Annotated in this window: 22 protein-coding genes; 3 read left to right on the top strand and 19 right to left on the bottom strand. The window is 41.4% G+C overall.

What is annotated here, in order from left to right; genetic code table 11:
- Nucleotides 1-22 precede the first annotated feature (22 nt).
- The 3 genes from ACRWQL_RS07220 to ACRWQL_RS07230 are packed head-to-tail and all read left to right on the top strand — an operon-like array spanning nucleotide 23 to nucleotide 2374.
- On the top strand, nucleotides 23-370 hold the full coding sequence (locus ACRWQL_RS07220; RefSeq protein ID WP_226411183.1) for a PepSY domain-containing protein: 348 nt from the start codon (nucleotides 23-25) through the stop codon (nucleotides 368-370).
- Nucleotides 351-1028, top strand: a complete 678-nt coding sequence (locus ACRWQL_RS07225) for a response regulator (protein ID WP_434939958.1) — start codon at nucleotides 351-353, stop codon at nucleotides 1026-1028. The genes ACRWQL_RS07220 and ACRWQL_RS07225 overlap by 20 nt, the downstream gene beginning before the upstream one ends.
- The gene (locus ACRWQL_RS07230; RefSeq protein WP_434952901.1) at nucleotides 1025-2374 is read left to right on the top strand and encodes an ATP-binding protein; all 1350 of its coding nucleotides are present in this window, start codon (nucleotides 1025-1027) and stop codon (nucleotides 2372-2374) included. The genes ACRWQL_RS07225 and ACRWQL_RS07230 overlap by 4 nt, the downstream gene beginning before the upstream one ends.
- A gap of 73 nt (nucleotides 2375-2447) precedes the next feature.
- On the opposite strand, the gene ACRWQL_RS07235 is transcribed toward ACRWQL_RS07230, so the two are convergent.
- The 19 genes from ACRWQL_RS07235 to ACRWQL_RS07325 form a co-directional block, all read right to left on the bottom strand.
- Nucleotides 2448-3248: a DUF1338 domain-containing protein gene (locus ACRWQL_RS07235; protein ID WP_434952902.1), complete on the bottom strand. Its 801-nt coding sequence runs from the start codon at nucleotides 3246-3248 to the stop codon at nucleotides 2448-2450.
- 127 nt (nucleotides 3249-3375) lie between these two features.
- Entirely contained in the window at nucleotides 3376-4836 is a 1461-nt protein-coding gene (gene astD / locus ACRWQL_RS07240; RefSeq protein ID WP_434952903.1) for a succinylglutamate-semialdehyde dehydrogenase, read from the bottom strand.
- Between the two features lie 9 nt (nucleotides 4837-4845).
- Nucleotides 4846-5865, bottom strand: a complete 1020-nt coding sequence (gene astA / locus ACRWQL_RS07245) for an arginine N-succinyltransferase (RefSeq protein ID WP_434952904.1) — start codon at nucleotides 5863-5865, stop codon at nucleotides 4846-4848.
- 110 nt (nucleotides 5866-5975) lie between these two features.
- Nucleotides 5976-7193, bottom strand: a complete 1218-nt coding sequence (locus ACRWQL_RS07250; RefSeq protein WP_434952905.1) for an aspartate aminotransferase family protein — start codon at nucleotides 7191-7193, stop codon at nucleotides 5976-5978.
- 347 nt (nucleotides 7194-7540) lie between these two features.
- On the bottom strand, nucleotides 7541-8683 hold the full coding sequence (locus tag ACRWQL_RS07255; protein WP_434952906.1) for an HDOD domain-containing protein: 1143 nt from the start codon (nucleotides 8681-8683) through the stop codon (nucleotides 7541-7543).
- Nucleotides 8684-8766: 83 nt separating this feature from the next.
- Nucleotides 8767-11274: a prolyl oligopeptidase family serine peptidase gene (locus ACRWQL_RS07260; RefSeq protein ID WP_434952907.1), complete on the bottom strand. Its 2508-nt coding sequence runs from the start codon at nucleotides 11272-11274 to the stop codon at nucleotides 8767-8769.
- A gap of 135 nt (nucleotides 11275-11409) precedes the next feature.
- On the bottom strand, nucleotides 11410-11979 hold the full coding sequence (locus tag ACRWQL_RS07265; RefSeq protein WP_434928263.1) for an anthranilate synthase component II: 570 nt from the start codon (nucleotides 11977-11979) through the stop codon (nucleotides 11410-11412).
- Between the two features lie 77 nt (nucleotides 11980-12056).
- On the bottom strand, nucleotides 12057-12509 hold the full coding sequence (locus ACRWQL_RS07270) for a ClpXP protease specificity-enhancing factor (RefSeq protein ID WP_434928262.1): 453 nt from the start codon (nucleotides 12507-12509) through the stop codon (nucleotides 12057-12059).
- On the bottom strand, nucleotides 12509-13138 hold the full coding sequence (gene sspA / locus ACRWQL_RS07275; protein WP_226411205.1) for a stringent starvation protein SspA: 630 nt from the start codon (nucleotides 13136-13138) through the stop codon (nucleotides 12509-12511). The genes ACRWQL_RS07270 and sspA overlap by 1 nt, the downstream gene beginning before the upstream one ends.
- 95 nt (nucleotides 13139-13233) lie before the next feature.
- Nucleotides 13234-13932 (bottom strand): cytochrome c1, encoded by a 699-nt coding sequence (locus tag ACRWQL_RS07280; RefSeq protein WP_434952908.1) that lies wholly within the window; start codon nucleotides 13930-13932, stop codon nucleotides 13234-13236.
- Nucleotides 13932-15146 carry a cytochrome b gene (locus tag ACRWQL_RS07285; protein WP_434952909.1) on the bottom strand — a complete coding sequence of 405 codons (1215 nt, stop codon included), beginning with the start codon at nucleotides 15144-15146 and terminating at the stop codon, nucleotides 13932-13934. The genes ACRWQL_RS07280 and ACRWQL_RS07285 overlap by 1 nt, the downstream gene beginning before the upstream one ends.
- Nucleotides 15146-15736 (bottom strand): ubiquinol-cytochrome c reductase iron-sulfur subunit, encoded by a 591-nt coding sequence (petA, locus tag ACRWQL_RS07290; RefSeq protein WP_226411210.1) that lies wholly within the window; start codon nucleotides 15734-15736, stop codon nucleotides 15146-15148. Before petA ends, ACRWQL_RS07285 begins: the two co-directional genes overlap by 1 nt.
- A 410-nt stretch (nucleotides 15737-16146) precedes the next feature.
- On the bottom strand, nucleotides 16147-17037 hold the full coding sequence (gene hflC, locus ACRWQL_RS07295) for a protease modulator HflC (RefSeq protein WP_434928259.1): 891 nt from the start codon (nucleotides 17035-17037) through the stop codon (nucleotides 16147-16149).
- 3 nt (nucleotides 17038-17040) lie between these two features.
- A complete protein-coding gene (gene hflK, locus ACRWQL_RS07300; protein WP_434952910.1) occupies nucleotides 17041-18198 on the bottom strand; it encodes an FtsH protease activity modulator HflK in 1158 nt (385 codons plus the stop codon).
- A gap of 33 nt (nucleotides 18199-18231) precedes the next feature.
- Nucleotides 18232-19539, bottom strand: a complete 1308-nt coding sequence (gene hflX, locus ACRWQL_RS07305) for a ribosome rescue GTPase HflX (RefSeq protein WP_434952911.1) — start codon at nucleotides 19537-19539, stop codon at nucleotides 18232-18234.
- A 24-nt stretch (nucleotides 19540-19563) separates the two neighbouring features.
- Nucleotides 19564-19821, bottom strand: a complete 258-nt coding sequence (gene hfq, locus ACRWQL_RS07310; protein WP_434928256.1) for an RNA chaperone Hfq — start codon at nucleotides 19819-19821, stop codon at nucleotides 19564-19566.
- Between the two features lie 83 nt (nucleotides 19822-19904).
- Complete coding sequence (gene miaA / locus ACRWQL_RS07315) at nucleotides 19905-20831, bottom strand: tRNA (adenosine(37)-N6)-dimethylallyltransferase MiaA (protein WP_434952912.1); 927 nt, start codon at nucleotides 20829-20831, stop codon at nucleotides 19905-19907.
- Nucleotides 20828-22786, bottom strand: a complete 1959-nt coding sequence (mutL, locus tag ACRWQL_RS07320) for a DNA mismatch repair endonuclease MutL (RefSeq protein ID WP_434952913.1) — start codon at nucleotides 22784-22786, stop codon at nucleotides 20828-20830. The genes miaA and mutL overlap by 4 nt, the downstream gene beginning before the upstream one ends.
- A gap of 2 nt (nucleotides 22787-22788) precedes the next feature.
- On the bottom strand, nucleotides 22789-24111 hold the full coding sequence (locus ACRWQL_RS07325; protein WP_434930521.1) for an N-acetylmuramoyl-L-alanine amidase: 1323 nt from the start codon (nucleotides 24109-24111) through the stop codon (nucleotides 22789-22791).
- Nucleotides 24112-24113 lie beyond the last annotated feature (2 nt).

Consider the following 24113-nt stretch of genomic DNA (forward strand, 5'->3'; position numbering starts at 1 on the left):
TTTTTTATGCCTTGGAGAGAGTATGTCCATGTTTATCACTATTGGCTTATTCAGCCTTAGCACATTAAACGCTAACTTCAATAATACTCAAACCTTGTATGAGGCAGACCATAATCATGTTCAAAAACTGGTGAGTGCAGGCCATATACGTTCTTTAGATGAATGCCTTAACTGGCTAGCTCAATATTGTGATGTTCAGCTAGTAGATGCACAATTATTTCAAGAAAAAGATAAGTGGCGGTATAATTTACAGCTAAAATTAAAACAAGGCCACACTGTAAATCTGCAATTTGATGCACAAAGTGGTACTCTAAATTCGTTAACTCAATTACCTAGTGAATGCACGCAACATGAAACTGCTACTCGTTGAAGATAATCCACTTTTAGTGGCTGAATTAGAAAAGCAACTTAAACAAGCCGGCTATGTTACCGATGTAACAGATAAAGCGGTTGAAGCTGACTATCTTATCAAAGAAACTCAATATGATTGTGTGATACTCGATATTGGTTTACCCGATGGAAATGGGTTAAACCTTATCACTAGTTGGCGTGAAAAAGGCATAGTCACACCAGTAATAATGCTCACAGCACGATCACAGTGGCACGAGAAAGTAGAAGGATTTAATGCTGGTGCGGACGATTACCTTGGCAAGCCATTCCATACTCAAGAATTACTTGCTCGCATACAAGCACTGATAAACCGTGCCCATGGCCGAGCAAATACTGCCTCAAAACAGCTTTGCTACGCAGGTATTACATTAGATGAAAACGAGCAAAAAGTGATTGTGGCGGATCAAGAGTTTGAACTAACAGCAATGGAATTCAGGCTGCTTAAAATATTTCTGATGTCACCCAAAAAATTACTATCAAAAACACAGCTAACCGATAAGTTGTATCAATTTGACGATGAAAAAGAAAGTAATGTGGTAGAGGTCTATGTGACTCACTTGCGCAAAAAGCTGGGTAAAACAGCGATTGAAACACGCCGAGGACAGGGATATATCTTCCATGGCATAATCGAACAATGATCTCAATTCGCTCTAAGCTCAGCCTATGGTTAACCGGGTTAATCATATTAAGCACGATTATTGGATTAATATTGTTTGAATCTATGCTTAGAGAAGCATTTCACGATTCTATTATTAACCGCTTAGAGGAAGATCTTGAACACGTTATTCTGGCCACTCGATTACAAGATGGTCAAATAGAGATCGATCATCAGCAGCTGTCTAGTTTTTACAAACCAGCCTATTCAGGCCGTTATTTCCAACTTAATTTACCAAACCAGGTGATTAGGTCTCGCTCACTGTGGGACGTTGAGTTAGAAATAGAGCCATTAGCCGATTCACAAAAACGTGTCTGGCAGGCAAAAGGCCCGAAAAATAACGATATGCAGTTGCTATCTATTGGCATTGGATCTGATGACACGCCTAATACGGCCACATTAACCGTGGCCCAGGATTTAAGCATAGGTAGGCGGGTATTTAGTGAGGTTTTTGGCACTAAACTGGCAATTAATATTGGTATGCTATTGGCAATGATAGCGGGTATTTTTATTATTCTACGTCAGTCTTTTAAACCGGTAAAAAAGATACAGCAGTCGTTAGCCAAATTACGCCAAGGGGAAATAAGCGCCCTAGACACTCAACATATACCTTCAGAAATAAAACCCTTAGCAGAAACCTATAACCAACTACTCGACTATACCGCCAAACAGATTGAACGTAGCCGCAATAACTTAGGCAACTTAAGCCATGGGTTAAAGACCCCCTTAGCTATCATGCAGCAGCAAGTAGAAGCCTTAGGATTAACAGATCCAGATGCGGCAATAGCAATGCAACAGCAGTTAGATCAAATCAGAAAAATGATTGAAAGAAAGCTCGCTGCTGCAAGAGTCACCGGCGATATGCTTCCTGCCGCTCAAATGACTGTCGATAAAGATTTTATCAGTCTACTGAATACCCTTAAAAAAGTGTATCGGCATAAAACTGTGATCGAAAATATTCATAACCCGCAACAGTTATCACGTATTCCTATTCACCGTGAGGATGGAATGGAGTTGTTTGGTAATTTACTTGATAATGCATTTAAATGGACAGATTCCTGTGTGCAATTATCATTAAAAAAACAGCACAATCATTCAATTACTATCACAGTCGAAGACGACGGTTCAGGCGTACAACAAGATCAATTAGCTGTGTTAACCGCCAGAGGAAAACGCTTAGACGAGGATGTTATGGGCCATGGCTTAGGTTTATCTATAGTGAAGGAAATTTGCGAGCAGTATGGCTTTCAGCTGCAATTTAACGCCAGTGAACATTTAAGCGGCTTGGCGGTATCCATCGTTATTCCACTCAATAAGCCTGCAATCTAAAACCGAATAAGCGCACAAACGCTGGACATAAAAAAGCCTCACACTGTGAGGCTTTTAGTAAACCGGATATCGATTACATCATCGCATTAGTACTTTCAAAAATCTTATCAGCAGACGCCGCAACAAATCCAGTATATAGCTTACCATTGTCCATTGGATAACGGCGGGCAAATTCATAAAAACAACTTGGAATTTCTGCATCACCATCGGTAAAGCTAACAACCACTTTATCTGCCATGGTAGAAGATTGCTCTAATAACACTTCAGGTGTGCCTTTGATTTCACCACCAGAAGCATTAAGTAAAAAGCCTGCGTCTTTCAAAGCTTGGTTCACATCTTCGATGCGCTCAAACTCTGGTAAATCATTTATTGATACTGTGAAATGGTTTGCTCTATAACCAATAGCAGCAACCCAGGCCGCATATTCACTTTCAGCCAGTAATGCTTGATAAGTGGCTTTATCAAGCTGCCAGTGACGGCCTGAATAGATGAAGTTATCTGCAACGGTTGCAGTAACATCAATCTGCTCAATAAAGCCTTTAATGGTTTGTTGCAGCGCAGGGCTAAACTCTTCCACTAACAATTCAGAAATAAACACTTTAGGTTGGCTTGGATCTGGATGTTCAAAATGCTTCGCTATCAGCTTTTTCTGCTCAAACTTGTAGTCACCGCAATCAACATAACCAATAGAGGTAAAATGCTTGGCCAGCACGCTAAGATTCACTTTAGCAATGTTAAACGTACGCAGAGCGATATGATCATTAATGATCGGCGCACCTTTACTCAGCAATTGGTGAATTTTGGCTGCTGATGGGGTCATTTTTATATAGTCTTGCCAGATAGCCGCAAATAACGAATTGACGTCAGTATGCATGGTAAAATCCTTCTAAAAAGCAGATCTTAATTGAGGTCGGGCAATAAGAATCTGTTAAATCACACTAATTGCGCTTCAAGTATTTGCTTAAAGCGCGCTGGAACTTTGTCTAAAAATCTGACTAAAGTTAAATCGATAAACCAGGGCTTAAACTCGCTGGAAAACTGACACTATCAGCTTCCATTGAAGCGACAGGGTAAGCACAGTAGTCTGCAGCATAAAATGCGCTAGCTCGATGATTACCTGAAGCACCAACACCACCAAACGGTGCAGCACCAGAGGCACCAGTAATTTGTTTGTTCCAGTTAACAATGCCTGCACGAATACGCGCTAAGAAGTAATCGTAATCTTCTCTGCTGTCAGCTAATAAACCAGCTGACAAACCATAACGAGTATCATTTGCAAGACGAATTGCTTCATCAAAATCACTGTAGCGAACTAACTGCAGTAAAGGTCCAAAATACTCATCATCTGGCAGTTTGGCTATCGCCGATACGTCAATCAAACCAGGAGAGACAATGCCCGTACCTGCTTCAACTTGTTTCAGTTCAATCAAGGACACGCCACCTAAAGATTGCAACGTCGCTTGCGCAGCAATCATGCCACGCGCTGCCGTTTCAGAGATCATTGATCCCATAAATGGCTGTGGCTGAGCATTCCAGGCACCGACTTTAATTCGTTTCACTGCAGTGATAAGTGCAGCAATTAACGCATCGCCTTGAGCACCTGTTTCAACATATAAACGACGAGCACAAGTACAACGCTGGCCTGATGAAATATAGGCTGATTGAATAATATCGTGAACTGCCGCTTTAGTATCGCTAACGCCTTTAATGATTAACGGATTATTACCGCCCATTTCTAAAGCTAATATTTTACCTGGATGACCGGCATATTGTTGATGCAATATATGACCAGTTCGTGAACTACCTGTAAAGAATAAACCATCAATTTGAGGGTGAGAAGCAAGTGCTTTACCGGTATCAACTTCACCTTGAACCAGGTTAATAATCCCTTGTGGTAAGCCTGCTTTTTCCCAGCACTTTAGCATTAACTCAGCGACTTTAGGCGTTAACTCTGATGGCTTGAAAACAACCGTATTACCCGCTAATAAGGCTGGTACGATATGGCCATTGGGTAAGTGCCCTGGGAAGTTATACGGGCCAAACACAGCAACAACACCGTGAGGCTTATGACGTAATACTGCACGGCCTGCAGGTAAATCATTGGTCTCAGTGCCAGTGCGCTTGTCATGGGCTTTAGCTGACAAACCAATTTTGCCAATCATAGCGGCTGCTTCTGTCGCGGTTTCCCACTGTGGTTTACCCGTTTCTTGGGCAATAGTTTCAGCCATTTCAGCTTTATGGGCTTCTAACTGATCACGGTAAGCTTCAACAATCGCTAAACGGCCTTGATAGCCTAGCATAAACCAATCAAACTGTGCAGCACGTGCGGCGTCAACCGCGCTGTCTACTTGAGCTGCAGTGGCTGTTTTACCGTGCCAAATAACTTCGCCGTTGGCTGGGTTAATTGATTGTACATCATGGCCTTCGCCAGCTAACCATTTACCTTGAATAAATTGAGTCATCGTATATTCCTATAATGAAAGCACGCGAATTTGTTGACCGTCTTCCACCATTAGCCCTTGGGCAAGTTCTGGTGATAGAACAACATTATCGTGCTCATCAGATACTTTTAGCTTTGCCGCGGTTGCGCGATAATCTGCTAGTTTAGTATTTGAAATTATGAATTGGGTGTCGGTATGATGCGCTTTGCCAATTTCAACGGTTAATAAACGACTGCGTTTAACCGACTTAATATCGTTTAATCCACATTCAACCGTTGGGCCACCATCAAAAATATCGACATAGTTCCTAAACTTAAAGCCTTCAGCTTGCAGTAAACGCAAAGCTGGCTTGGTGTTTTGATGTACTTCACCAATCACTTTCTGGGCTTTTTTAGGCAGTAAGCACACATAAACTGGGTTGCGCGGCATCATTTCGGCCATAAAGGCTTTTTTACCTAAACCTGATAAGTAATCAGCTTCAACAAAATCAATGCCAAGAAAATGCTTCTGTAGCCACTGATAAAAAGGCGAGTCACCTTTGTCATCGCTGACCCCACGCATTTCAGCAATCACAGTCTCACCGAAGCGGTGTTTATGCTGCGCCAACAATAAAAATCGTGAACGCGATAGCATGCGACCATTATTGCCTTTGCGGTATGCATCCTTTAAAAACAAAGTACATAATTCTGCTGCACCAGTATAATCGTGGCATAACGTCAGGGTTTCAACTTCATTACGCACAGCAATTTGTTGTGAATGATAGACCTCAGTACCTAATCGGTAATGATAGAATGCATCTTCCATACCCACTGCGGCTTCAATACCACAGGTACCAACAACTTGTTGTGTGCTTGTGTCCTCAAGGACCATTAAATAGCTTTCATCGAAAGGCTTTTTAACGTCTTTGGAAAAAGATGATTCAGCCCTCGCAATCTTCGAACGCAGTAATTCTTCATTTACTGGTAAAGACGTAAATCCGTGTCCAGACTCTACAGCAATATCGTAGAGCGCTTGATAATCGTTGGCACGGATCGGACGTATGATTAACATCTAAATCTCCTCATGGTGCAAGATGGATAAGGCGTTAACAACTAAAGTAAACGCCTCTATCTAACACTTACCCAAACAAAAGGAGCGCAGCAAGCTGCACTCCTTTTGTATTAACCTGCAACCACTTTGGCTACAGCACGTTCAAAACGCGCTAAACCTTCAGCGATATCAGCTTCTGGGATAACCAGTGATGGAGCAAAACGAACCACATTGGCACCAGCCATAAGGGTCATAACCCCCTCTGCAACTGACGCGACTAAGAAATCACGGCTACGGCCTTCATATTTTTCGTTTAGCACAGCACCTAACAACATACCTTTACCACGGACTTCACTAAATACGTGATACTTTTCGTTAATTACCGCTAAACCATCACGGAATAATTGTTCACGATGTTTGACACCGTCTAAGACTTCTTTGGTATTAACGACATCCATTACCGCATTACCTATAGCACACGCCAATGGATTACCACCGTATGTTGAACCGTGGGTACCTATTTTAAGGTGTGCAGCAATTTTAGCGGTTGTTAGCATAGCTGCGATTGGGAACCCGCCACCTAATGCTTTAGCACTGGTTAAAATATCAGGCACTATATCAGTACCCATATAAGCAAATAATTCGCCTGTGCGACCTACACCTGTTTGCACTTCATCAAAAATGACCAATGCATCGTGCCTATCAGCTAATGCGCGAACCGCTTTTAAGAATTCAGGATCGCCATTGATAATACCGCCCTCGCCTTGTAAAGGTTCAAGCATGATGGCGCAGGTATTGTCAGAAACGACGGCTTCTAATGCTGCAATATCATTGAATGGTACATGAGTGATACTTTGTGGCTTAGGACCAAAACCATCTGAATAAGCCGCTTGACCACCAACAGTGACGGTGAAAAAAGTACGACCATGGAAAGCTTTATCAAAGGCAATAATTTGATCTTTTTGTGGCCCGTGGTTATCTAAAGCATAACGACGTGCTAATTTTAAAGCTGCTTCGTTTGCTTCTGCACCAGAGTTTGCAAAATAAACACGTTCAGCAAACGTAGCGTTAACTAATTTTGTCGCTAATGCTAAAGCTGGTTCGTTCGTCATCACGTTCGATAAATGCCACAGTTTCTCGCCCTGCTCTTTTAACGCTGACACTAATGCAGGATGACAATGTCCTAAACAGTTAACGGCTATACCACCAGCAAAATCGATAAATTCATTACCGTTTTGATCCCAAACACGGCTACCTTCACCTTTAACGGGAATTACCGCTGCAGGCGCATAATTAGGCACCATGACTTCATCAAATTGGGCGCGGTTAAGATTCATTTCAACAGTCATTCCATTTCATCCTTCATTTTGTGTAAACGGCCGCAAAGCCGCTATATATCGTCGTTTTCTTTGTTATATAGTCTTGAAACGACGACTGCTTGTATACAGTATTAGTTATTATTAACGAAAATGTGATCAAAATACCAGTTATCAACAATTAACTTCTGTTAAGACGCGTCTAAAACTGAATAAAGATTGATAAAAATGACTAAACGAAGCGCTTTAATAGGGGCTTTACAGCATAAGTAGTCATAAAAAAGTTATTTGACTGCTTTTAACGACACAATTGGTCAATTGTGCATAATTACACACTATTAACATTGTTATATGCATTGCGCTTGGGTAGACGAAGCGAATTAAGTGAGATCTAACTTACGGTAGTTTTGCGCTTTTAGACGGATCACTTCTTGTTGACTAAATTCATAATAATCAAGCATCACTTTTCGCTCTTGTGGCGCGAGTAATTGATGTTCCTCTAATAATATTATTTTAGCAAAGCAACTTGCTTTGGCTACGATAGATGCATCAATCGATAACTCATTAAAATGATAATCTTGATCTAACTCTTTTAACACTTTGGTAATCGAACTTTGTTCAAAATCCAGCTGTTCAAGTAATTGCCAGTTTAAGTGATGCCCATGTTCAATAACTTGATTAAAAACTTGCTGTGCAGGAAACTCTGTCGCCATCACAGCATCATAAACTTCTTTATCGCGGCTACCACTAGCCTCTCTCAGCCAGGTACCCCAATACTTTTCAAATAAGCGCGCGCTATTAGATAAAATAACTGAGGTGCCTAATTGATACAAAAGTGCACAGGTGTAGCTGATATGTGTTGGACGGTTATGCAATATCGCTAACGCTTGCGCTGCAATAGCGGTAATCATGCTGTATCGCCATAACTTTCGGGTTGTCCAAAGTAGATTGGCATGGCCACTTGGTAGCCAATTTCTGATACAAAAATAGGGGATCAATAAACGTAAGTTTTCTAAACCGATATAATTCAATATCAATTTAATATCCGTGACCTGTACATCTGAGTTTTTAGGACGTCTATGTGTGGATGCAGGACTATTTATTAAGGTAACAAGATCCCTCGTTAGCCAAGGAAGGCTAGCTATAATAGGTCGGATACGATTAATATTAGGATCTTTTTCTAGCAGTAAATCGAGCAATAAAATTTGACTATCTTGTATACCTGAGCTGGCTAACAAGCTGTCAAGGTTGGTTAGCTTATGTTCGACGGCATTATTCACTGTATCGACAAGTTGAGCAGAAATAGCCTTATAAATAGCTTTAGCTTCTGCCTGCTTATCTAACCTAAGCTGAATAGCTTTACGCTCGATTTCCAATTTATTGGCATCTTGTTCCAGTTTTTCGTTAGCATCATCCTCCATGGCGGCCGCTGTATGCTTGCCAACAATAAGGTGTTGATATAGACGCCGTTCAATTTCAATCAATTTACCAGGGCGAACGCCACCTGCTGTCGATACTGTCACTCAAATAAACCCTGTAATTAATCATAGGTAACATAATAAAAATTAAGGCTTCCTAAAGGAAGCCTTAATTTGATTAACCAAGGTTATTTCTTTAACTCTTGTTCAAATAGTTTATAAATTCGACGATATTCATCTAACCAGCTTGATGGCTGTTTAAAGCCGTGCGGTTCGACTGGATAAATTGCCGTTTCAAACATCGGTTTTTCAAGTTCAATTAAACGTTGCACCAAGCGCACGCTATCTTGGAAGAAAACGTTATCATCCAATACACCTGTCATAATCAATAACGGTTTTTGCAATCCATCAGCATGTTCTATTGGCGAACTACGCTCATAGGCAATAGGGTCGATATCCGGTGTATTGAGGATATTAGAGGTATACGGCGCATTATAATGTGCCCAATCCGTTACAGGACGTAATGCAGCCCCTGCCTGAAATAACTCTGGTTCATTAAATAGTGCCATAAAGGTTAAGAAGCCACCGTATGAACCGCCATAAGTACCGACTTTAGCCGCATTAACATTGGCGTTATTTGTCATCCAAGTTACACCATCTTTTAAGTCTTCAATTTCAGGGGTACCCATATTACGGTAAACAGCTGTGCGCCAGTCGCGGCCATAACCTTTCGAACCGCGAAAATCCATGTCCATCACAACATAGCCCTGTTGCGCTAACATATTGTGGAACATAAATTCTCGGAAGTATCCTGAAAAGCCATAATGGGCATTTTGCAGGTAACCCGCACCATGATTAAAAATTACGGCTGGGTATTTTTCTGCGCCCTGAGCCTCGAACCCTTGAGGCAAATACACTCTGGCATAAACTTCACCCGCACCATGATTAGAAGGCACAGCGACCACTTTAGGGGCTTGCCAAGCATATGCTTTGAACGCATCACTTGTGTAATCGGTTAATTGAGAAAGTTTTCCACCAATAGGCTGAAGGTACAACTCGTTAGGTTTAATGAGTGACGAAGCATCGAGCAATAACGATTGTCCATCGGGACTTAATACATACGATAAAGTACCAAACCAGTTAGTCAGCTGTTCAATTTTTCCCGATTCAATTTCTACACGGTAAACGTTATAACTACCAGGATGATCGGCATTAGCCCGATAAACAATATGCTTAGCGTCTGGCGATAATGTCACATCATCAACCACAAACTTACCTTGAGTCAGTGCTCGTGCTTTTTGGCCCACTGTTTTTACATATAAATGTGAATAACCCGTTTCTTCTGATAAAAAGTAAAAGCTATCAGAGTTAGGCAACCAACCATATTGATTAAAATTATAGTTAACCCATGCATCGTCATGTAAACGATGCTCAGTTGTTAAGGATCCTTTATCTAAATCAACTGAAGCTATCCAGCGATCTTTATTGTCTACGGCTTCAATCATAACAAGCAGTTTATTTTTTGTTGGGTGCCATTGGATCGCGCTTTGGCTCCACTCCCAATCTTGCATTAATTGAATTAAACGTGGTGACTTTTTGCTTTCATATTTCTCACCCTTAGCCACTGCATTTTCTTGTTTAACGTCAGCAAGCACATCTTCATCAAAACCCGTTAGCCCTTCGATGGTAATATCTTTTTTAACATGCTCATTTAAATCTAATAATACTAAACGTTGACCAGGGAATTTATCTTCGGCAACCCTAGATCTCGCTGGCACAGGATCAACATAGCCATCTTGCCCAAGATAATTGGGCATAATGTCGTGCTCGGCTCGCCAGGAATAATTTTTGTCAGTTAAGGCCAAAATGGCATAGCGTCCATCAGCCGACAAACTGATATCAGAAACCACTTCAGAATCACCTAAATACCAGGTCTTGGCAGCAAAGCTAGGATCGGCATCCGCTAACTGTTGTTGGTATTGTTGTTGTGCTTTGGCGTTATCATGCTGCAGTGCAACGTATTCGATTAAACGATGTTGCTGCTTAGCAATATAAGAGCTTGGATCCTGGATTAGTTTAGGCTCATTTGCCATTTGGATATTAGCGATCTGTTCAATCAATCCTGATGACTGATGTAAACGAAAAATATTATTTCCCTGCCAATAAGCTAAATCACCATTAGAAAGAAAACGCACACCGCTGATGGCAGCATTTTGTTTAGTCACTTGCTTAATTTCACCATCAGTTAAATCTTTAACAAAAAGGTTGCCTTGGTAAAGGTAGGCTTTTTTAGTGCCAGCTAAATTAAGTACCGCGTTTTTTTGATCGGCTAAATGCAGTTGATCTAAATTTAGTTTACTAGCCGTTTTTTGAGCTACACCTTGTAGGTAATAATCTGCTACAGGCGCTTGGTGGGCTTGGCGTTTATAATAAACGGACTGGCTATCGTCTGACCAATAAGCATCTTGGGCAAAAATGCCCATCCAATCTGGGTTAGCCATGATTTGGTTTAACGTTAATGGCTGTTCGGCTTTTGGAGGCTGCTCTAAGGCTACTTGAACAGATACGTTATTGTTCAGGGTATTAATTTGAGCAGGAGCTTGTGCTGTAGTACTGCATCCACTCACAAGTGCCAGTGTTAACGCACTAAAAGCAAAACGACGAATGAAAGGCGAAGTGATCGCAAAACCAGACATAATTATCCCTATAATGATGATGTTATTATTTTAGGGATACTTTATAGCACAAGTGTATACGATATTTCGCGCAGATTTATGGGGAAAGTTGTAACAGAATGACTTTATAAATCACATTATAAAGCTACTTTTACATCATTGGCGCAGAAAATTAGCCAACAATTCATGACCCTGTTCGGTCAATATTGCCTCAGGATGAAATTGAACACTGTAAAGCGGCATATTAAGATGACTCATGCCCATTATCTCACAGCCATGAATGGGGTCATCAAACCAGGCATCAAGGACAAAACCTTCAGGCAATGCATCAACAAGTAATGAATGATAACGAGCAACGGTTAACGGCTGATTTAACCCTTGAAATAAACCTTTTCCCGTATGCTTTATTGCACTAGTTTTTCCATGCATAACCCGTTTTGCGCGTACCACATTAGCACCGAAAACCTGCGCAATAACTTGATGGCCTAAACACACACCAAGAATAGGTAACTTGCCGGCAAAATGGCGAACAACATCGAGTGAAACTCCAGCCTCATTAGGTGAACAGGGGCCGGGTGATATCACAATGTGCGTCGGTGATATACTCTCTATATCAGCAAGTGTAATTTCGTCATTTCGCTTAACCACAATATCTTCACCTAGTGCTTGAAAGTATTGCACTAAATTAAAGGTAAAGGAATCGTAATTATCTATCATTAGCAACATGTAACTGTCCAACTGAGTGGATATAACACCATTAAAAAAACCAGCCAAAGGGCTGGTTTTTAGTAGACCTTATGTTGTTATTTTACAACAGTGAGGTGGCTTTTACGCTTAGGTTTTTCATCAGTTTTTTCTGGTACTGATTTATCTATCGTAGTATCAACAGAAGTTAAACCTGGTGATGTCACTTTAGTTTCATCATCAATAATATAAGCATCTTCTATATCAAATACGGTACCAGAACCATTTTCACGCGCGTAGATAGCAATAATAGATGCCATAGGCAAGTAAACTTGCTGAGGTACGCCGCCAAAACGGGCACTGAATTCAACTGCGTCATTATTCATTTGTAAATTAACCACAGCACCTGTGGCGATATTTAATACAATTTGCCCATCTTTAACAAATTGCTGAGGTACTTGAGTATCTTTTACAAATGCATCAACCACAACATGCGGCGTAAAGTGGTTATCCATCAACCATTCATAATAAGCCCGCAATAAATAAGGACGATTTGGAGTAATGCTTTTCATTACATACCCATGCGCATTTCGCGCTCAGCCTCTGTTAATGATGCTTTAAATGATTCACGCTCAAAAATACGGGTCATATAAGCATTAATTTCTTTGGCAGTACGAGGATCTAAATTGATACCTAATACAGGCAGACGCCACAATAGTGGGCCTAAATAACAGTCAGCTAAACCAAAGTCTTCGTTCATGAAGTAAGGCATTTCAGCAAATACTGGTGCCAAAGCAACTAAACTTTCAGTTAACTCTTTACGAGCAGCATCAGCTTTATCACCATTGCGAATACGATCAACAAGTACGTACCAATCGGTATCGATACGATGCATCATCAAGCGGCTTTGACCACGTGATACAGGGTAAACAGGCATAAGTGGTGGATGCGGGAAACGCTCGTCCAAATATTCCATGATGATACGAGATTCATATAACACTAATTCGCGGTCAACTAACGTTGGCACAGAGTTATATGGATTTACTTCAAGTAAATCTTCTGGCATTTCACTTGGGTCTACCTGTAAAACATCAACGGTAACCCCTTTCTCAGCCAATACGATACGCACTTGATGGCTATATAAATCATCGGCACCTGAAAACAGTGTCATGATAGAGCGTTTGTTGGCAGCTACAGCCATTTATACTCTCCAGAAATCTAAAAAAACAAAACAAACGAGGGGCTAAGCCCCTCGTTTACATTACGCGGATAATACATTTTACCCGTTATTTGATGCTAGTGCACATCTTTCCAGTATTCTTTCTTCAACAAGTAAGCAATGATGAAGAAAATAAACAGGAATCCGAGTACCCACCAACCTAATGCTTCACGCTCTAACTTAACAGGGTCGCCCGAATAAACTAGGAAACCGGTTAAGTCACGTACAGCTTGGTCGTACTCTTCAGCAGACATTGAACCACCTGTAGTCACTAGATTACCATGTTCATCTTTTACACTAAGACCTTGAAGTTCTTGTAAAACATGCGGCATACCGACTAGTGGAAATACTGTGTTATTAACACCAAATGGACGGCTTTCATCAGCGTAGAAACCTTTTAGGTAAGTATAAACCCAATCGGCACCACGTACGCGAGCAACTAAGGTCAAGTCTGGTGGCGCTGCACCAAACCATTTAGCTGCATCAACCGTAGGAATGGCGTTTTCCATTAATTCACCCGTTTTAGCATCGATGAACATGTACTTGTTACGCATATCGTCTGTTGAAATACCTAAATCGGTAGCAACACGGTCATAACGTTGGTACTGAGTACTGTGACAACCAGAGCAATAATGTTGGAATAAATCCAAACCACGCTCTAATGATGCTTTGTCATGCAGGTCAACGTTAGCACTTTCTAAATCAACTTCATGTCCACCTGCTGCCATAGCAAGCGATGGCAACAATGTAACTAATGCTATTAATAACTTTTTCATTAGTGAGTCACCCTCGTAGGTACTGGCTTTGTTTTCTCATTCTTACTATAGACCCACAGGGCTACGAAGAAACCAAAGTAAGTGAAAGTGAATATACGTGCCGCAATAGTTAACTCAGGAGTTGCAGGAACCACACCTAAATAACCTAATATAATGAACGACACAGTAAATTGTGCAATGTTGATCTTGTGAATCAAGCTACGGTAGCGAATAGACTTCACTCTACAACGGTCAATCCAAGGCAGAATAAATAATACTGCAATAGACAGTCCCATAGCGACAACACCCAATAGCTTATCAGGAACTGCACGTAAAATTGCATAGAATGGTGTGAAGTACCAAACAGGTGCTATGTGAGCAGGAGTTTTCATTGGGTTAGCCGCTTCAAAGTTTGGCTTTTCAAGGAAGTATCCGCCGCCTTCAGGCATGAAGAACAACACATAACAGAACACGATTAAGAAACCTGCTACACCCATAATATCTTTTACAGTGTAGTAAGGGTGGAATGGAATACCATCAATAGGCCATCCGTTCTCATCTTTGTTCTTTTTAATTTCAACGCCATCAGGGTTATTTGAGCCGACCTCATGCAAGGCTATTAAGTGTAAGAACACTAATACAACCAATACAAGTGGAAGCGCAATAACGTGTAACGCGAAGAAACGGTTTAGTGTTGCACCCGAAATAACATAATCACCACGGATCCAAAGTGTTAGGTCATCACCAATAAAGGGAATAGCACCAAACAATGAAATAATTACCTGCGCACCCCAGTAAGACATTTGTCCCCAAGGTAATAAGTAACCCATGAAAGCTTCAGCCATCAGCACAAGGAAAATCAACATACCAAACAGCCATAATAGCTCTCTTGGTTTTTGATATGAACCGTAGATTAATCCGCGGAACATGTGCATATAGATAACAAAGAAGAACGCCGATGCACCAGTAGAGTGCATGTAACGTAACAACCAGCCGTACTCAACATCACGCATGATGTATTCAACTGAAGCAAAAGCACCTTCGGCTGTTGGTACGTAATTCATCGTTAACCAAATACCCGTAAGCAACTGGTTAACTAAGACTAATAACGCTAATGAACCGAAAAAGTACCAAAAGTTAAAGTTCTTTGGTGTTGCATACTGGCCCACGTGACGGTTATAAGTTGCCGTCATAGGGATACGTGCATCGATCCAATCAATAATGTTCTTAACCATTACGCGGCTCCCGTATCTTCACCGATAATTACGTTGGCATCATCGATATATTTATGCGGCGGGACTACGAGGTTCAATGGAGCAGGAACACCCGAAAACACGCGACCAGCCATGTCAAACTTAGAACCATGACATGGACAAAAGAAACCTGATGTAACACCCTCAACCTGCTCACCAAATGAATCAGGCAAATAAGTTGGAGAACATCCTAAATGGGTACAAATACCAACAGCAATAAAGAATTCAGGCTTGATAGAACGTGCAGGGTTAGTTGCATATTCTGGCTGCTGCATTTCTTCAGATGCTGGGTCACGTAGTTGGCTGTCTAAAGTTTGAAGAGTATTTAGTACAGCTTCTGTACGACGAACTACCCAAACCGGTTTTCCGCGCCATTCAACACGAATTAACTGACCTGGCTCTACTTTACTAATATTTACTTCGACCGGCGCACCTGCAGCTTTCGCTTTGGCACTCGGATTCCATGACTTTATGAAAGGAACCGCTACAGCAACGGCTCCTGCACCACCAACTACGGCGGTTGCGGCTGTCAGGAATCTGCGACGTCCGGTATCGACTGGCGCATTGCTCATCCACTTATCTCCCAGAGGGTGTTGGAATTTTTATATTTCAATAGTTTAACCTCTAAAAAAGGTAGTGTTAAACTATCATAGTTTGAGGCAGGGCTCATTATAGCGAAAAATTAGAAGCAGATCATAGAGAAAACACACAACTAAATTGCGGATTAAGCCTCTTTGGCTTAAAAATGTTATTTTTTTTGCTTTGAAGATGTTTTTTTTGTGTCAAAAAGACAAGGTAAAAACTAGCTAACACACTGGTTTAAATAACTAAATAATCAACAAAGTTTAACTAATTTAGTTAAAGGTAGTAGGATGAAAAAAATAATTATTTTTATATAAAACGATCAATAACCCTATCGCACTTCGGACACAAAAAAGCCCGATATTCATCGGGCTTTTACTCGCAAACTAACAAGTTAGCTTTATTTTCCGTCCATTGACTTCATGTACTTGAAAAAATCACTTTCAGGTTCTAGCACCATAATATCTGAATTACCGGAAAAACTTTCTTTGTAAGCTTCTAAGCTACGTAAAAAGCCGTAAAACTCAGCATCTTTGTTATAAGCATCAGCGTAAATCTTAGCCGCTAACGCATCACCTTCACCACGAATGGTTAATGCATTACGTTCAGCGCCTGCGACTTTAACTGTCACACCAGCATCAGTCGTTGCACGGATGATCTCAGCTTGCTCTTTACCTTGAGCACGATGCTCTTTTGCCACGGCTTGACGCTCAGCACGCATACGTTGGTAAATACTATTACTCACGTTTGCAGGTAAGTTAATTTGCTTAACACGTACATCAACCACTTCAATACCCAAATTTGCAGCACTTTCAGAAGCATTAGTTAACGCATCAATTTGCAGTTCATCGCGCTTTCCAGAGACAATTTCTTTAATTGTACGGCGACCAAACTCAGTACGTAAGTCGTTACTGATTTTTGCTTGTAATAGCTTTTCCGCGTTGGCTTTAATACCTGCGTTTGTTGAAAGATAATACTTTTCAAAATCACTAATACGCCATTTAACGTATGAATCAACCATTAAATCTTTCTTTTCAGAAGTCACAAAACGATCTGCAGCACCATCTAGAGTTTGAATGCGGGCATCCATGTATCTAGGTTTATCAATAACAGGCCACTTAAAGTGTAATCCTGGAATGAAGACACGCGTAACGTCCTCGCCATCGATATTGTCTTTAACAACTTTACCAAAACGAGAAACTATCGCACGCTCGCCTTCATTGACAACCATGACAGATGAAAAACCAAGACCTAAGATAACAACAAGAAGAATTAAACCTAATCTACCCATGAGTTATCCCCTCCCTTGACGAGTGCGTTCTTCACGAGATAAGCGTCCATCTGTAGGAACACTTGTCATCGGGATATTGGCACTACCTGATACTGAATTAATATGACGCTCAACTTCTGGCTCAGCGGCTTTACCGTCAGCTTTATTGTTGTTCATCAGCTTATCTAATGGTAAATACATTAGATTACCGTTGTTTTTAGCATCAATTAATACTTTGTTGGTACCAGACATCACTTCTTGCATTGCGTCTAAATACAAACGCGTACGAGTTACACTTGGTGATGCTTTATATTCAGGTAATAACTTCTCAAATCGAGCGACTTTACCTTCAGCTTCAAGTACAACACGTTGTTTGTAAGCATTGGCTTGCTGTGACATACGTTCAACTTGACCACGAGCTTTTGGCTCAATCTCACGAGAATAAGCTTCTGCTTCACGAATAAAGCGTTGCTCATCTTCCTGCGCAGAAATGGCATCATCAAATGCATCTTTCACTTCTTCAGGCGGACGTGCTGGTAAAAAGTTAACGTCACGAATTTGTAAACCTATTTTATAAGGCTCAATAATGCGCTCTAACTCTTTCCAGGTATCACGACGAATTGCGTCACGCCCAGTGGTTAAAATGTCATCCATTCGGTTGTGACCAATGACATAACGCAGCGCGCTGTCGGTGGCTTCACGCAAACTGGCGTTGGCATCAACAGCACTGAACAAGTATTCATATGCATCTGACACGCTATATTGAACCACAAGCTCAACTTTCACGACGTTTTCATCGGATGTCAGCATACTGCCCGATGCAGGAACCGAACGGAACGTTTCCACATCAACGGTTGTCACTTCATCAATAAAGGTTGCCTTCCAGTGTAAACCTGAGCTCACTTCACCAATGTGTTGACCAAAACGGAGTAATACACCACGCTCAGCTTCTTTAACTGTGTATAGACCAGACAATGCCCAAATAATCAGGGCAATCAAGGCAAACACAATCAATATAGATGAGTTAAATGGCTGACCTGGAGCGCTATTACCGCCCTTGCCACCAAAACGTTTTGATAAGTTACGAAATACTTCGTCTAGATCTGGTGGTCCTTTATCGTTACCACCCTTATTTCCCCAAGGGTCTTTACTTCCCTTGTTACCGGGCTCATTCCAAGCCATTTAGCACTCCATAATTGGATGAAATAAATGAGATTAACAAGAAACGTCTACTTCTGAAGCTTCAAAAATAAATGTCTCTAATTCCCCCTGACTCTGTTTAAGTAATCGGCGCCAATCGGCTTCCGACACGCGAACAGATAAAATACAGTTCCCCAGATCGTCATACTCTTTCTGCTGTATTGCATCCAGTCGATAAAACTGGCCAAGATAATGTCCAGCAGAAGCTGGTATTTTCAAAGTCTGCTCATAAATCACTGTCCCGATCAACTCGGTAATAGCCTGTAAAAGCAGATCAAATCCAATCTGTTTTTGTGCAGATACCCAAACGCGCTCAGGCTTGCCTTCATCGTCATAATCTATACGAGGAGCAAAGTCTTCAAGTAAATCGATCTTATTGCATATGACTAATTGTGTGATTTCATCAGCTTCAATTTCCTCAAGTACGCTTTGTACCTGATCGAAATTTTCAGTCATATTTTCATCAGCACAATCCACAATATGTAATAGTAAATCTGCCTGGCGTGTTTCCTGTAGCGTGGCTTTAAAAGCCGCCACTAGGTCATGGGGTAAATGACGAATAAATCCAACGGTATCAGCTAATATCACTGAACCATCTGGTAAATCTAATTTACGTAGTGTTGGATCAAGTGTCGCAAACAATTGATCTGCTGCATAAACATCAGATAATGTTAACGAATTAAACAATGTCGACTTACCGGCATTGGTATAACCTACTAATGCAACGGTAGCCATATCACTACGTTTGCGAGCTCGGCGACTTTGCTCACGTTGTTTATCTACTTTATCTAGGCGTTTATTAATATTCTTAATGCGGCCTCGCAGTAAACGTCTATCGGTTTCAAGCTGAGTTTCCCCAGGCCCGCGCATACCGATACCGCCTTTTTGTCGCTCAAGGTGAGTCCAACCTCGGATCAGGCGCGTTGACATGTGGCGCAGTTGCGCTAGCTCCACCTGCATCTTACCTTCGTGAGTTCGAGCACGTTGAGCAAAAATATCTAATATTAATGTAGTGCGATCTAACACTCGACATTGGCAAACCACTTCGAGGTTACGCTCTTGAGCTGGGCTCAATGCATGATTGAAAATCACTACATTAGCTTCTGTTGCAGCTACCATGGCTGCTAACTCTTCTGCCTTACCTGAACCGATGAAAAACTTTCGGTCTGGCGAACGACGATTGCCTGTTATTACTCCTACCGAGCGTGCACCTGCAGACTCAACTAATAGTTGTAACTCCAATAAATCTTCACGACGTTCTTCGTCAGAAAATTCGATATGAACAAGTACAGCTGTTTCTCCAGCTTCATAACGATCAAACAAGAAGCAGTATCCTTTTTAAGTTATTTATTCCGTATCATCCTCATCAGAAGCATTGGTGCCTTGATGACTTGTCACATTAAATGGACGGGCTGGAACGACTGTCGAAATGGCATGTTTGTACACCATTTGACTCACTGTGTTTTTCAACAAGATCACGAATTGGTCGAAAGACTCAACCTGTCCCTGAAGCTTAATACCGTTTACTAAGTAGATCGAAACGGGTACACGCTCACGACGCAGAGCGTTTAAAAATGGGTCTTGTAAAGATTGCCCCTTAGCCATTTTGTAATTTCCTTTTTCTTTTTAAAATATGTAATTCAAGTTTTATTCTTTAGTTTGAGTATTATACAGTAACAGCTAATTAGCTAGCAGCATTGTCGCATAAGTGTAACTAAATTCATTTCATCGCCACTTTCTAGCCATTGCAAATCAGGCCAACTTCTCAACCATGTTAATTGACGTTTGGCTAATTGCCTAGTGGCAGCGGTAGCTTTTTCGACCATAGTCGCATGATCAACCTCATTATCAAGGTACTCCCAACACTGCCTATAACCGACACAACGCATAGATGGCATATCTAAATGCAAGTCGCCACGGGCCTTTAATTGAGCAACTTCATTGATAAAACCTTGATCTAACATAAGCAGAAAGCGTTTTGCAATCAACCCATGTAATACCTTTCTATCGCTAGGCGCTATCGCAAATTGTATTACATCATACGGTAGTTCGGCAGACTTAATCTGAGTTAACTCTGTTATCGTCTTACCTGTGATACGAAAAACTTCTAATGCACGCGACAATCTTTGTGGATCATTTTGATGAATTCGCTCACCTGCAACTGGGTCAATTTCACACAGTTGTCGATGTAATGTCTCCCAACCTAGGCTTTCTGCCTCAGTTAAAATTTGTGCTCGTATCGTCTCATCTGCTGCGGGCAAAGGCGATAAACCTTCTAACAATGCTTTGAAATACATCATAGTACCGCCAACTAACAAAGGCGTTTTACCACGGGCAACAATTTGCTCAATCTGTTCTAGTGCATCACGACGAAAGTCAGCCGCGGAATAACTCTCACTAGGGTCTAAAATATCAATCAAACGATGTGGGGCCTGCGCCAACTCTTCAGCTGTTGGCTTTGCGGTACCAATATCCATTTGACGGTAAATCAACGCAGAATCGACTGAAATTAACTCACAGTTATGCTGCTGAGCCATTTGTATGGCCAATGCAGTCTTTCCTGAAGCTGTGGGCCCCATCAAAAAGATGATTTTTGGCCGTTCGACTTTATTCACGCGTTTTCTTTAATCCATGCTTGCCAAGGTAATGCTTTGGCATTGGCTAATATTGTTTGCTGAGTTGCCTCTGTAAGTAGACAAAACTGTTGCCAAATCGTTTGCGGGGCAACAAACTTATCGTTTGATTGCTGTGCAATCCAAAGTGCTAATGCTTCATTATTTGGCTTTACTGCTGCCATCCATTGTAATAGCTCTGGTATCACGGTTGCTAAATGGCTATCTCTCAAATATGGGGGCACTTTTTTGATAATCAACTGCCCGTAGCGAATTGTTAACTCAATACCGAGTTGACGCAAAAAAGGTTCACCCTGTTCAAGTATTAATTGCCAGTCAGGATCGGCTTTTATCGATACAGGCATTAATAGAGGCTGGCCGATTAACCCTGTCGCTAATTTTTGCAAAATTTCCTGTTGAACAACTGTTTTTTGCACTTCAAAAATTGGCATTAATTTTAATTCACTTTCAGACACTATGACCCAAAATTGGTTATTTAACACATTCGGCATAGGTTTTGCTATTGAAGTATTTGGCAGCATACCGGCAGAATAGTGACTAGTATCTGTATTTTGGCTAACGTCATCGGATACTTGTAGAAGTTGTCCATAACTCTCAATCGTTGTTTGACTGATATGTTTATTAGGGACTTGTGTATAGGGCTTAGATGCTGGAGCTTTCTCGTTAGAATTCACATCATAACGAGGTTTAAGGTCAGATGAATATCCGCCAAATGAGCGACTTGCTTGCCCCGGAATATGCATACTACCGAATTGACTAATGCTATTAGGACGGCCTGCGACATCACTTGAAGCATGATTATGAGATAATTCAGATTCTACCGACTCTGAAAGTGAAAATTGACCAGCAGTAGACTGCGTTTGCGGATAAGTATTTGCCGTAACAGCCTCATCACTATTGATCAGGGTTGCCGAGTTTACTGAGTCAGATACAGAAACAAAATCGAGCGCTTGCACTAAAGCAGACTGCAAAGCTTGTAATATAAAATCATGTACGTAACGTGATTGATGAAACCGTACTTCATGTTTTGCAGGATGCACATTGACATCTACTTGATGTGGGTCTAAATCTAACATCAACACATAACCAGGTTGATGCTCAACTCCTTGCTCTGCAAATGCTTGTTTTACTGCATGATTCACTAGACGATCGCGCACTAAACGGCCATTAACATAAAAATAGCTACTATCACTGATGACATTATCAAACGGCGACTGTAAATAACCTTGTAATGATAGGCCTGCATGCTCACATGACACAGTTAGCGCGTTTTCAGCAAACTGACGGCCACATATCTGACCCAAGCGTTGTTGGTGCTGAATTTCGGTGTTAGCAGGACGATATTGACGGACTAATTTGCCATTATGGGTCAAGGTGAAATGAATATCACATCTCGCGATAGCAATACGTTTTAACCATTCATCAATATGGGTAAACTCTGTTTTATCACTTTTTAAAAAACGTCTTCTTGCTGGAGTGTTAAAAAACAAGTCGACAACATCAATCGTCGAACCTTGAGGGTGCGCCGCCGGCGTCACTTTAACATCCATTTGTGAGCCTTCAGCAAAGGCCTGCCAAGCTTCAGTTTGTTCTGCGGTTTTTGAGGTTAACGTCAAGCGTGCAACTGAGCTAATACTCGCCAGTGCTTCACCGCGAAAACCAAAACTCATGATGGCTTCTAAATCATCTAATGTGTGCACTTTAGAAGTGGCATGACGCGACAAGGCTAATGCAAGTTCAGCCAGGGGAATACCGCACCCATTATCACGGATGCGAATCAGCTTACTGCCGCCTTTATCGATTTCGATATCAACCCTTGTCGCCCCTGCATCTAGACTATTCTCGACCAGTTCTTTTACTACCGAAGCTGGGCGCTCAACCACTTCGCCAGCGGCGATTTGGTTTGCAAGTTGAGGGGGAAGGAGTTGGATAGCCATCATTATGCCCTTGGGATCACCAAGTGTTGGCCGATACGCACAACATCTGACCTTAAATTATTTGCCTTTTTAAGGTTATTAACACTCACACCATAGCGTTTCGCGATAACCGACAAAGACTCACCGGATTGAACTTTATGCTTAGTATTGGCACTCTGAGACAGTAATGTGCCTGAAGGTGGATTGGTTTCAAAATATCGCACGACACCTTTATGAATCGCATTAGCCAGCTTTTGTTGGTGATTATAATTAACGAGTAGTTTCTCTTCACCTGGGTTTGAGATAAACCCCGTCTCAATCAAAATAGACGGAATATCCGCCGCTTTTAATACCGCCAAACTCGCCGCTTCTGGCTCTTTTTTATGAAGGTGAGTAACGCTACCAAGATCACGCAAAATATCTTTGGCAATATCATTACCCATTACCATCGAATTATTTTTCTGCATGTCGATAAGCGTTTGCACTAAATATTTTTCAACATCAGAATTTTGAATAATATCACCCACACCACCTAGCAACTCTGAATGCTTTTCTGTTTGCTCAAGTAATCGACCTAATTCACTGTCAGCTCGGCGCATTGATAATACCCACGCCGATGCTCCTCTAGGCTGAGGCGATGTAAATGCGTCAGCATGAATAGATAATAATAAATCGGCTTTACTGCGGCGGGCTAACTCTGAGCGACGGTTTAAGTCAACGAAGTAATCTCCGGTACGCGTCATCACAGCTTGCATACCAGGAGTCGCATTAATTTTATCCGCAAGGCGTTTTGAAATATCGAGTACAACGCGCTTTTCATAAATACCTGTAGGACCAATAGAGCCTGGATCTTCACCACCGTGCCCAGCATCAATGGCAATAACGATATTACGGTTGGTACCCGAAGAGTGGGTAGTGACTTTAGCTTTTGTTTCTGCGCTAAAGGAATCATCTAAATCCACCACCAAACGATTACCGTATGGAGCTGTTGGAGATAGCGTAAACAAGTTAGATTTTATTGGTTTATTGAGGTCCAAAACTAGCCGTAAAATACCTTTTCCAGGCGATTGACTCACCCTAATACGTTTAATTAATTTACTATTATTGCTTAATCTGTCTAATTGGACTTTATTGCTGGCATTTTTAATATCCACAACTAAACGTTCAGGATTGGTTAGCGTAAACGATTCATACTGAGGCGCTTGCGATAAGTCAAATACCACACGAGTTGATTCTGGTGCAGCCCAAATGCGCACACTATCGAGCTCGTTAGCACTGTGTGCTGTAAACGAGGTACTTATTATTACCCAGCAGGTAAGATGAAGAATGGCTTTATGTAGAGTCATTA

Source organism: Shewanella sp. HL-SH4, from assembly GCF_051164845.1.
In the GTDB taxonomy this organism is placed as follows: Bacteria; Pseudomonadota; Gammaproteobacteria; order Enterobacterales; family Shewanellaceae; genus Shewanella; species Shewanella glacialimarina.

Bases quoted from the DNA above. Each gene is read 5' to 3' on its own strand.
- ACRWQL_RS07220 (WP_226411183.1), top strand. From the start codon at position 23: ATGTCCATGTTTATCACTATTGGCTTATTCAGCCTTAGCACATTAAAC.
- ACRWQL_RS07225 (WP_434939958.1), top strand. From the start codon at position 351: ATGAAACTGCTACTCGTTGAAGATAATCCACTTTTAGTGGCTGAATTA.
- ACRWQL_RS07230 (WP_434952901.1), top strand. From the start codon at position 1,025: ATGATCTCAATTCGCTCTAAGCTCAGCCTATGGTTAACCGGGTTAATC.
- ACRWQL_RS07235 (WP_434952902.1), bottom strand. From the start codon at position 3,248: ATGCATACTGACGTCAATTCGTTATTTGCGGCTATCTGGCAAGACTAT.
- astD (WP_434952903.1), bottom strand. From the start codon at position 4,836: ATGACTCAATTTATTCAAGGTAAATGGTTAGCTGGCGAAGGCCATGAT.
- astA (WP_434952904.1), bottom strand. From the start codon at position 5,865: ATGTTAATCATACGTCCGATCCGTGCCAACGATTATCAAGCGCTCTAC.
- ACRWQL_RS07250 (WP_434952905.1), bottom strand. From the start codon at position 7,193: ATGACTGTTGAAATGAATCTTAACCGCGCCCAATTTGATGAAGTCATG.
- ACRWQL_RS07260 (WP_434952907.1), bottom strand. From the start codon at position 11,274: ATGTCTGGTTTTGCGATCACTTCGCCTTTCATTCGTCGTTTTGCTTTT.
- ACRWQL_RS07265 (WP_434928263.1), bottom strand. From the start codon at position 11,979: ATGTTGCTAATGATAGATAATTACGATTCCTTTACCTTTAATTTAGTG.
- ACRWQL_RS07270 (WP_434928262.1), bottom strand. From the start codon at position 12,509: ATGAAAAGCATTACTCCAAATCGTCCTTATTTATTGCGGGCTTATTAT.
- sspA (WP_226411205.1), bottom strand. From the start codon at position 13,138: ATGGCTGTAGCTGCCAACAAACGCTCTATCATGACACTGTTTTCAGGT.
- ACRWQL_RS07280 (WP_434952908.1), bottom strand. From the start codon at position 13,932: ATGAAAAAGTTATTAATAGCATTAGTTACATTGTTGCCATCGCTTGCT.
- ACRWQL_RS07285 (WP_434952909.1), bottom strand. From the start codon at position 15,146: ATGGTTAAGAACATTATTGATTGGATCGATGCACGTATCCCTATGACG.
- petA (WP_226411210.1), bottom strand. From the start codon at position 15,736: ATGAGCAATGCGCCAGTCGATACCGGACGTCGCAGATTCCTGACAGCC.
- hflC (WP_434928259.1), bottom strand. From the start codon at position 17,037: ATGGGTAGATTAGGTTTAATTCTTCTTGTTGTTATCTTAGGTCTTGGT.
- hflK (WP_434952910.1), bottom strand. From the start codon at position 18,198: ATGGCTTGGAATGAGCCCGGTAACAAGGGAAGTAAAGACCCTTGGGGA.
- hfq (WP_434928256.1), bottom strand. From the start codon at position 19,821: ATGGCTAAGGGGCAATCTTTACAAGACCCATTTTTAAACGCTCTGCGT.
- mutL (WP_434952913.1), bottom strand. From the start codon at position 22,786: ATGGCTATCCAACTCCTTCCCCCTCAACTTGCAAACCAAATCGCCGCT.
- ACRWQL_RS07325 (WP_434930521.1), bottom strand. From the start codon at position 24,111: ATGACTCTACATAAAGCCATTCTTCATCTTACCTGCTGGGTAATAATA.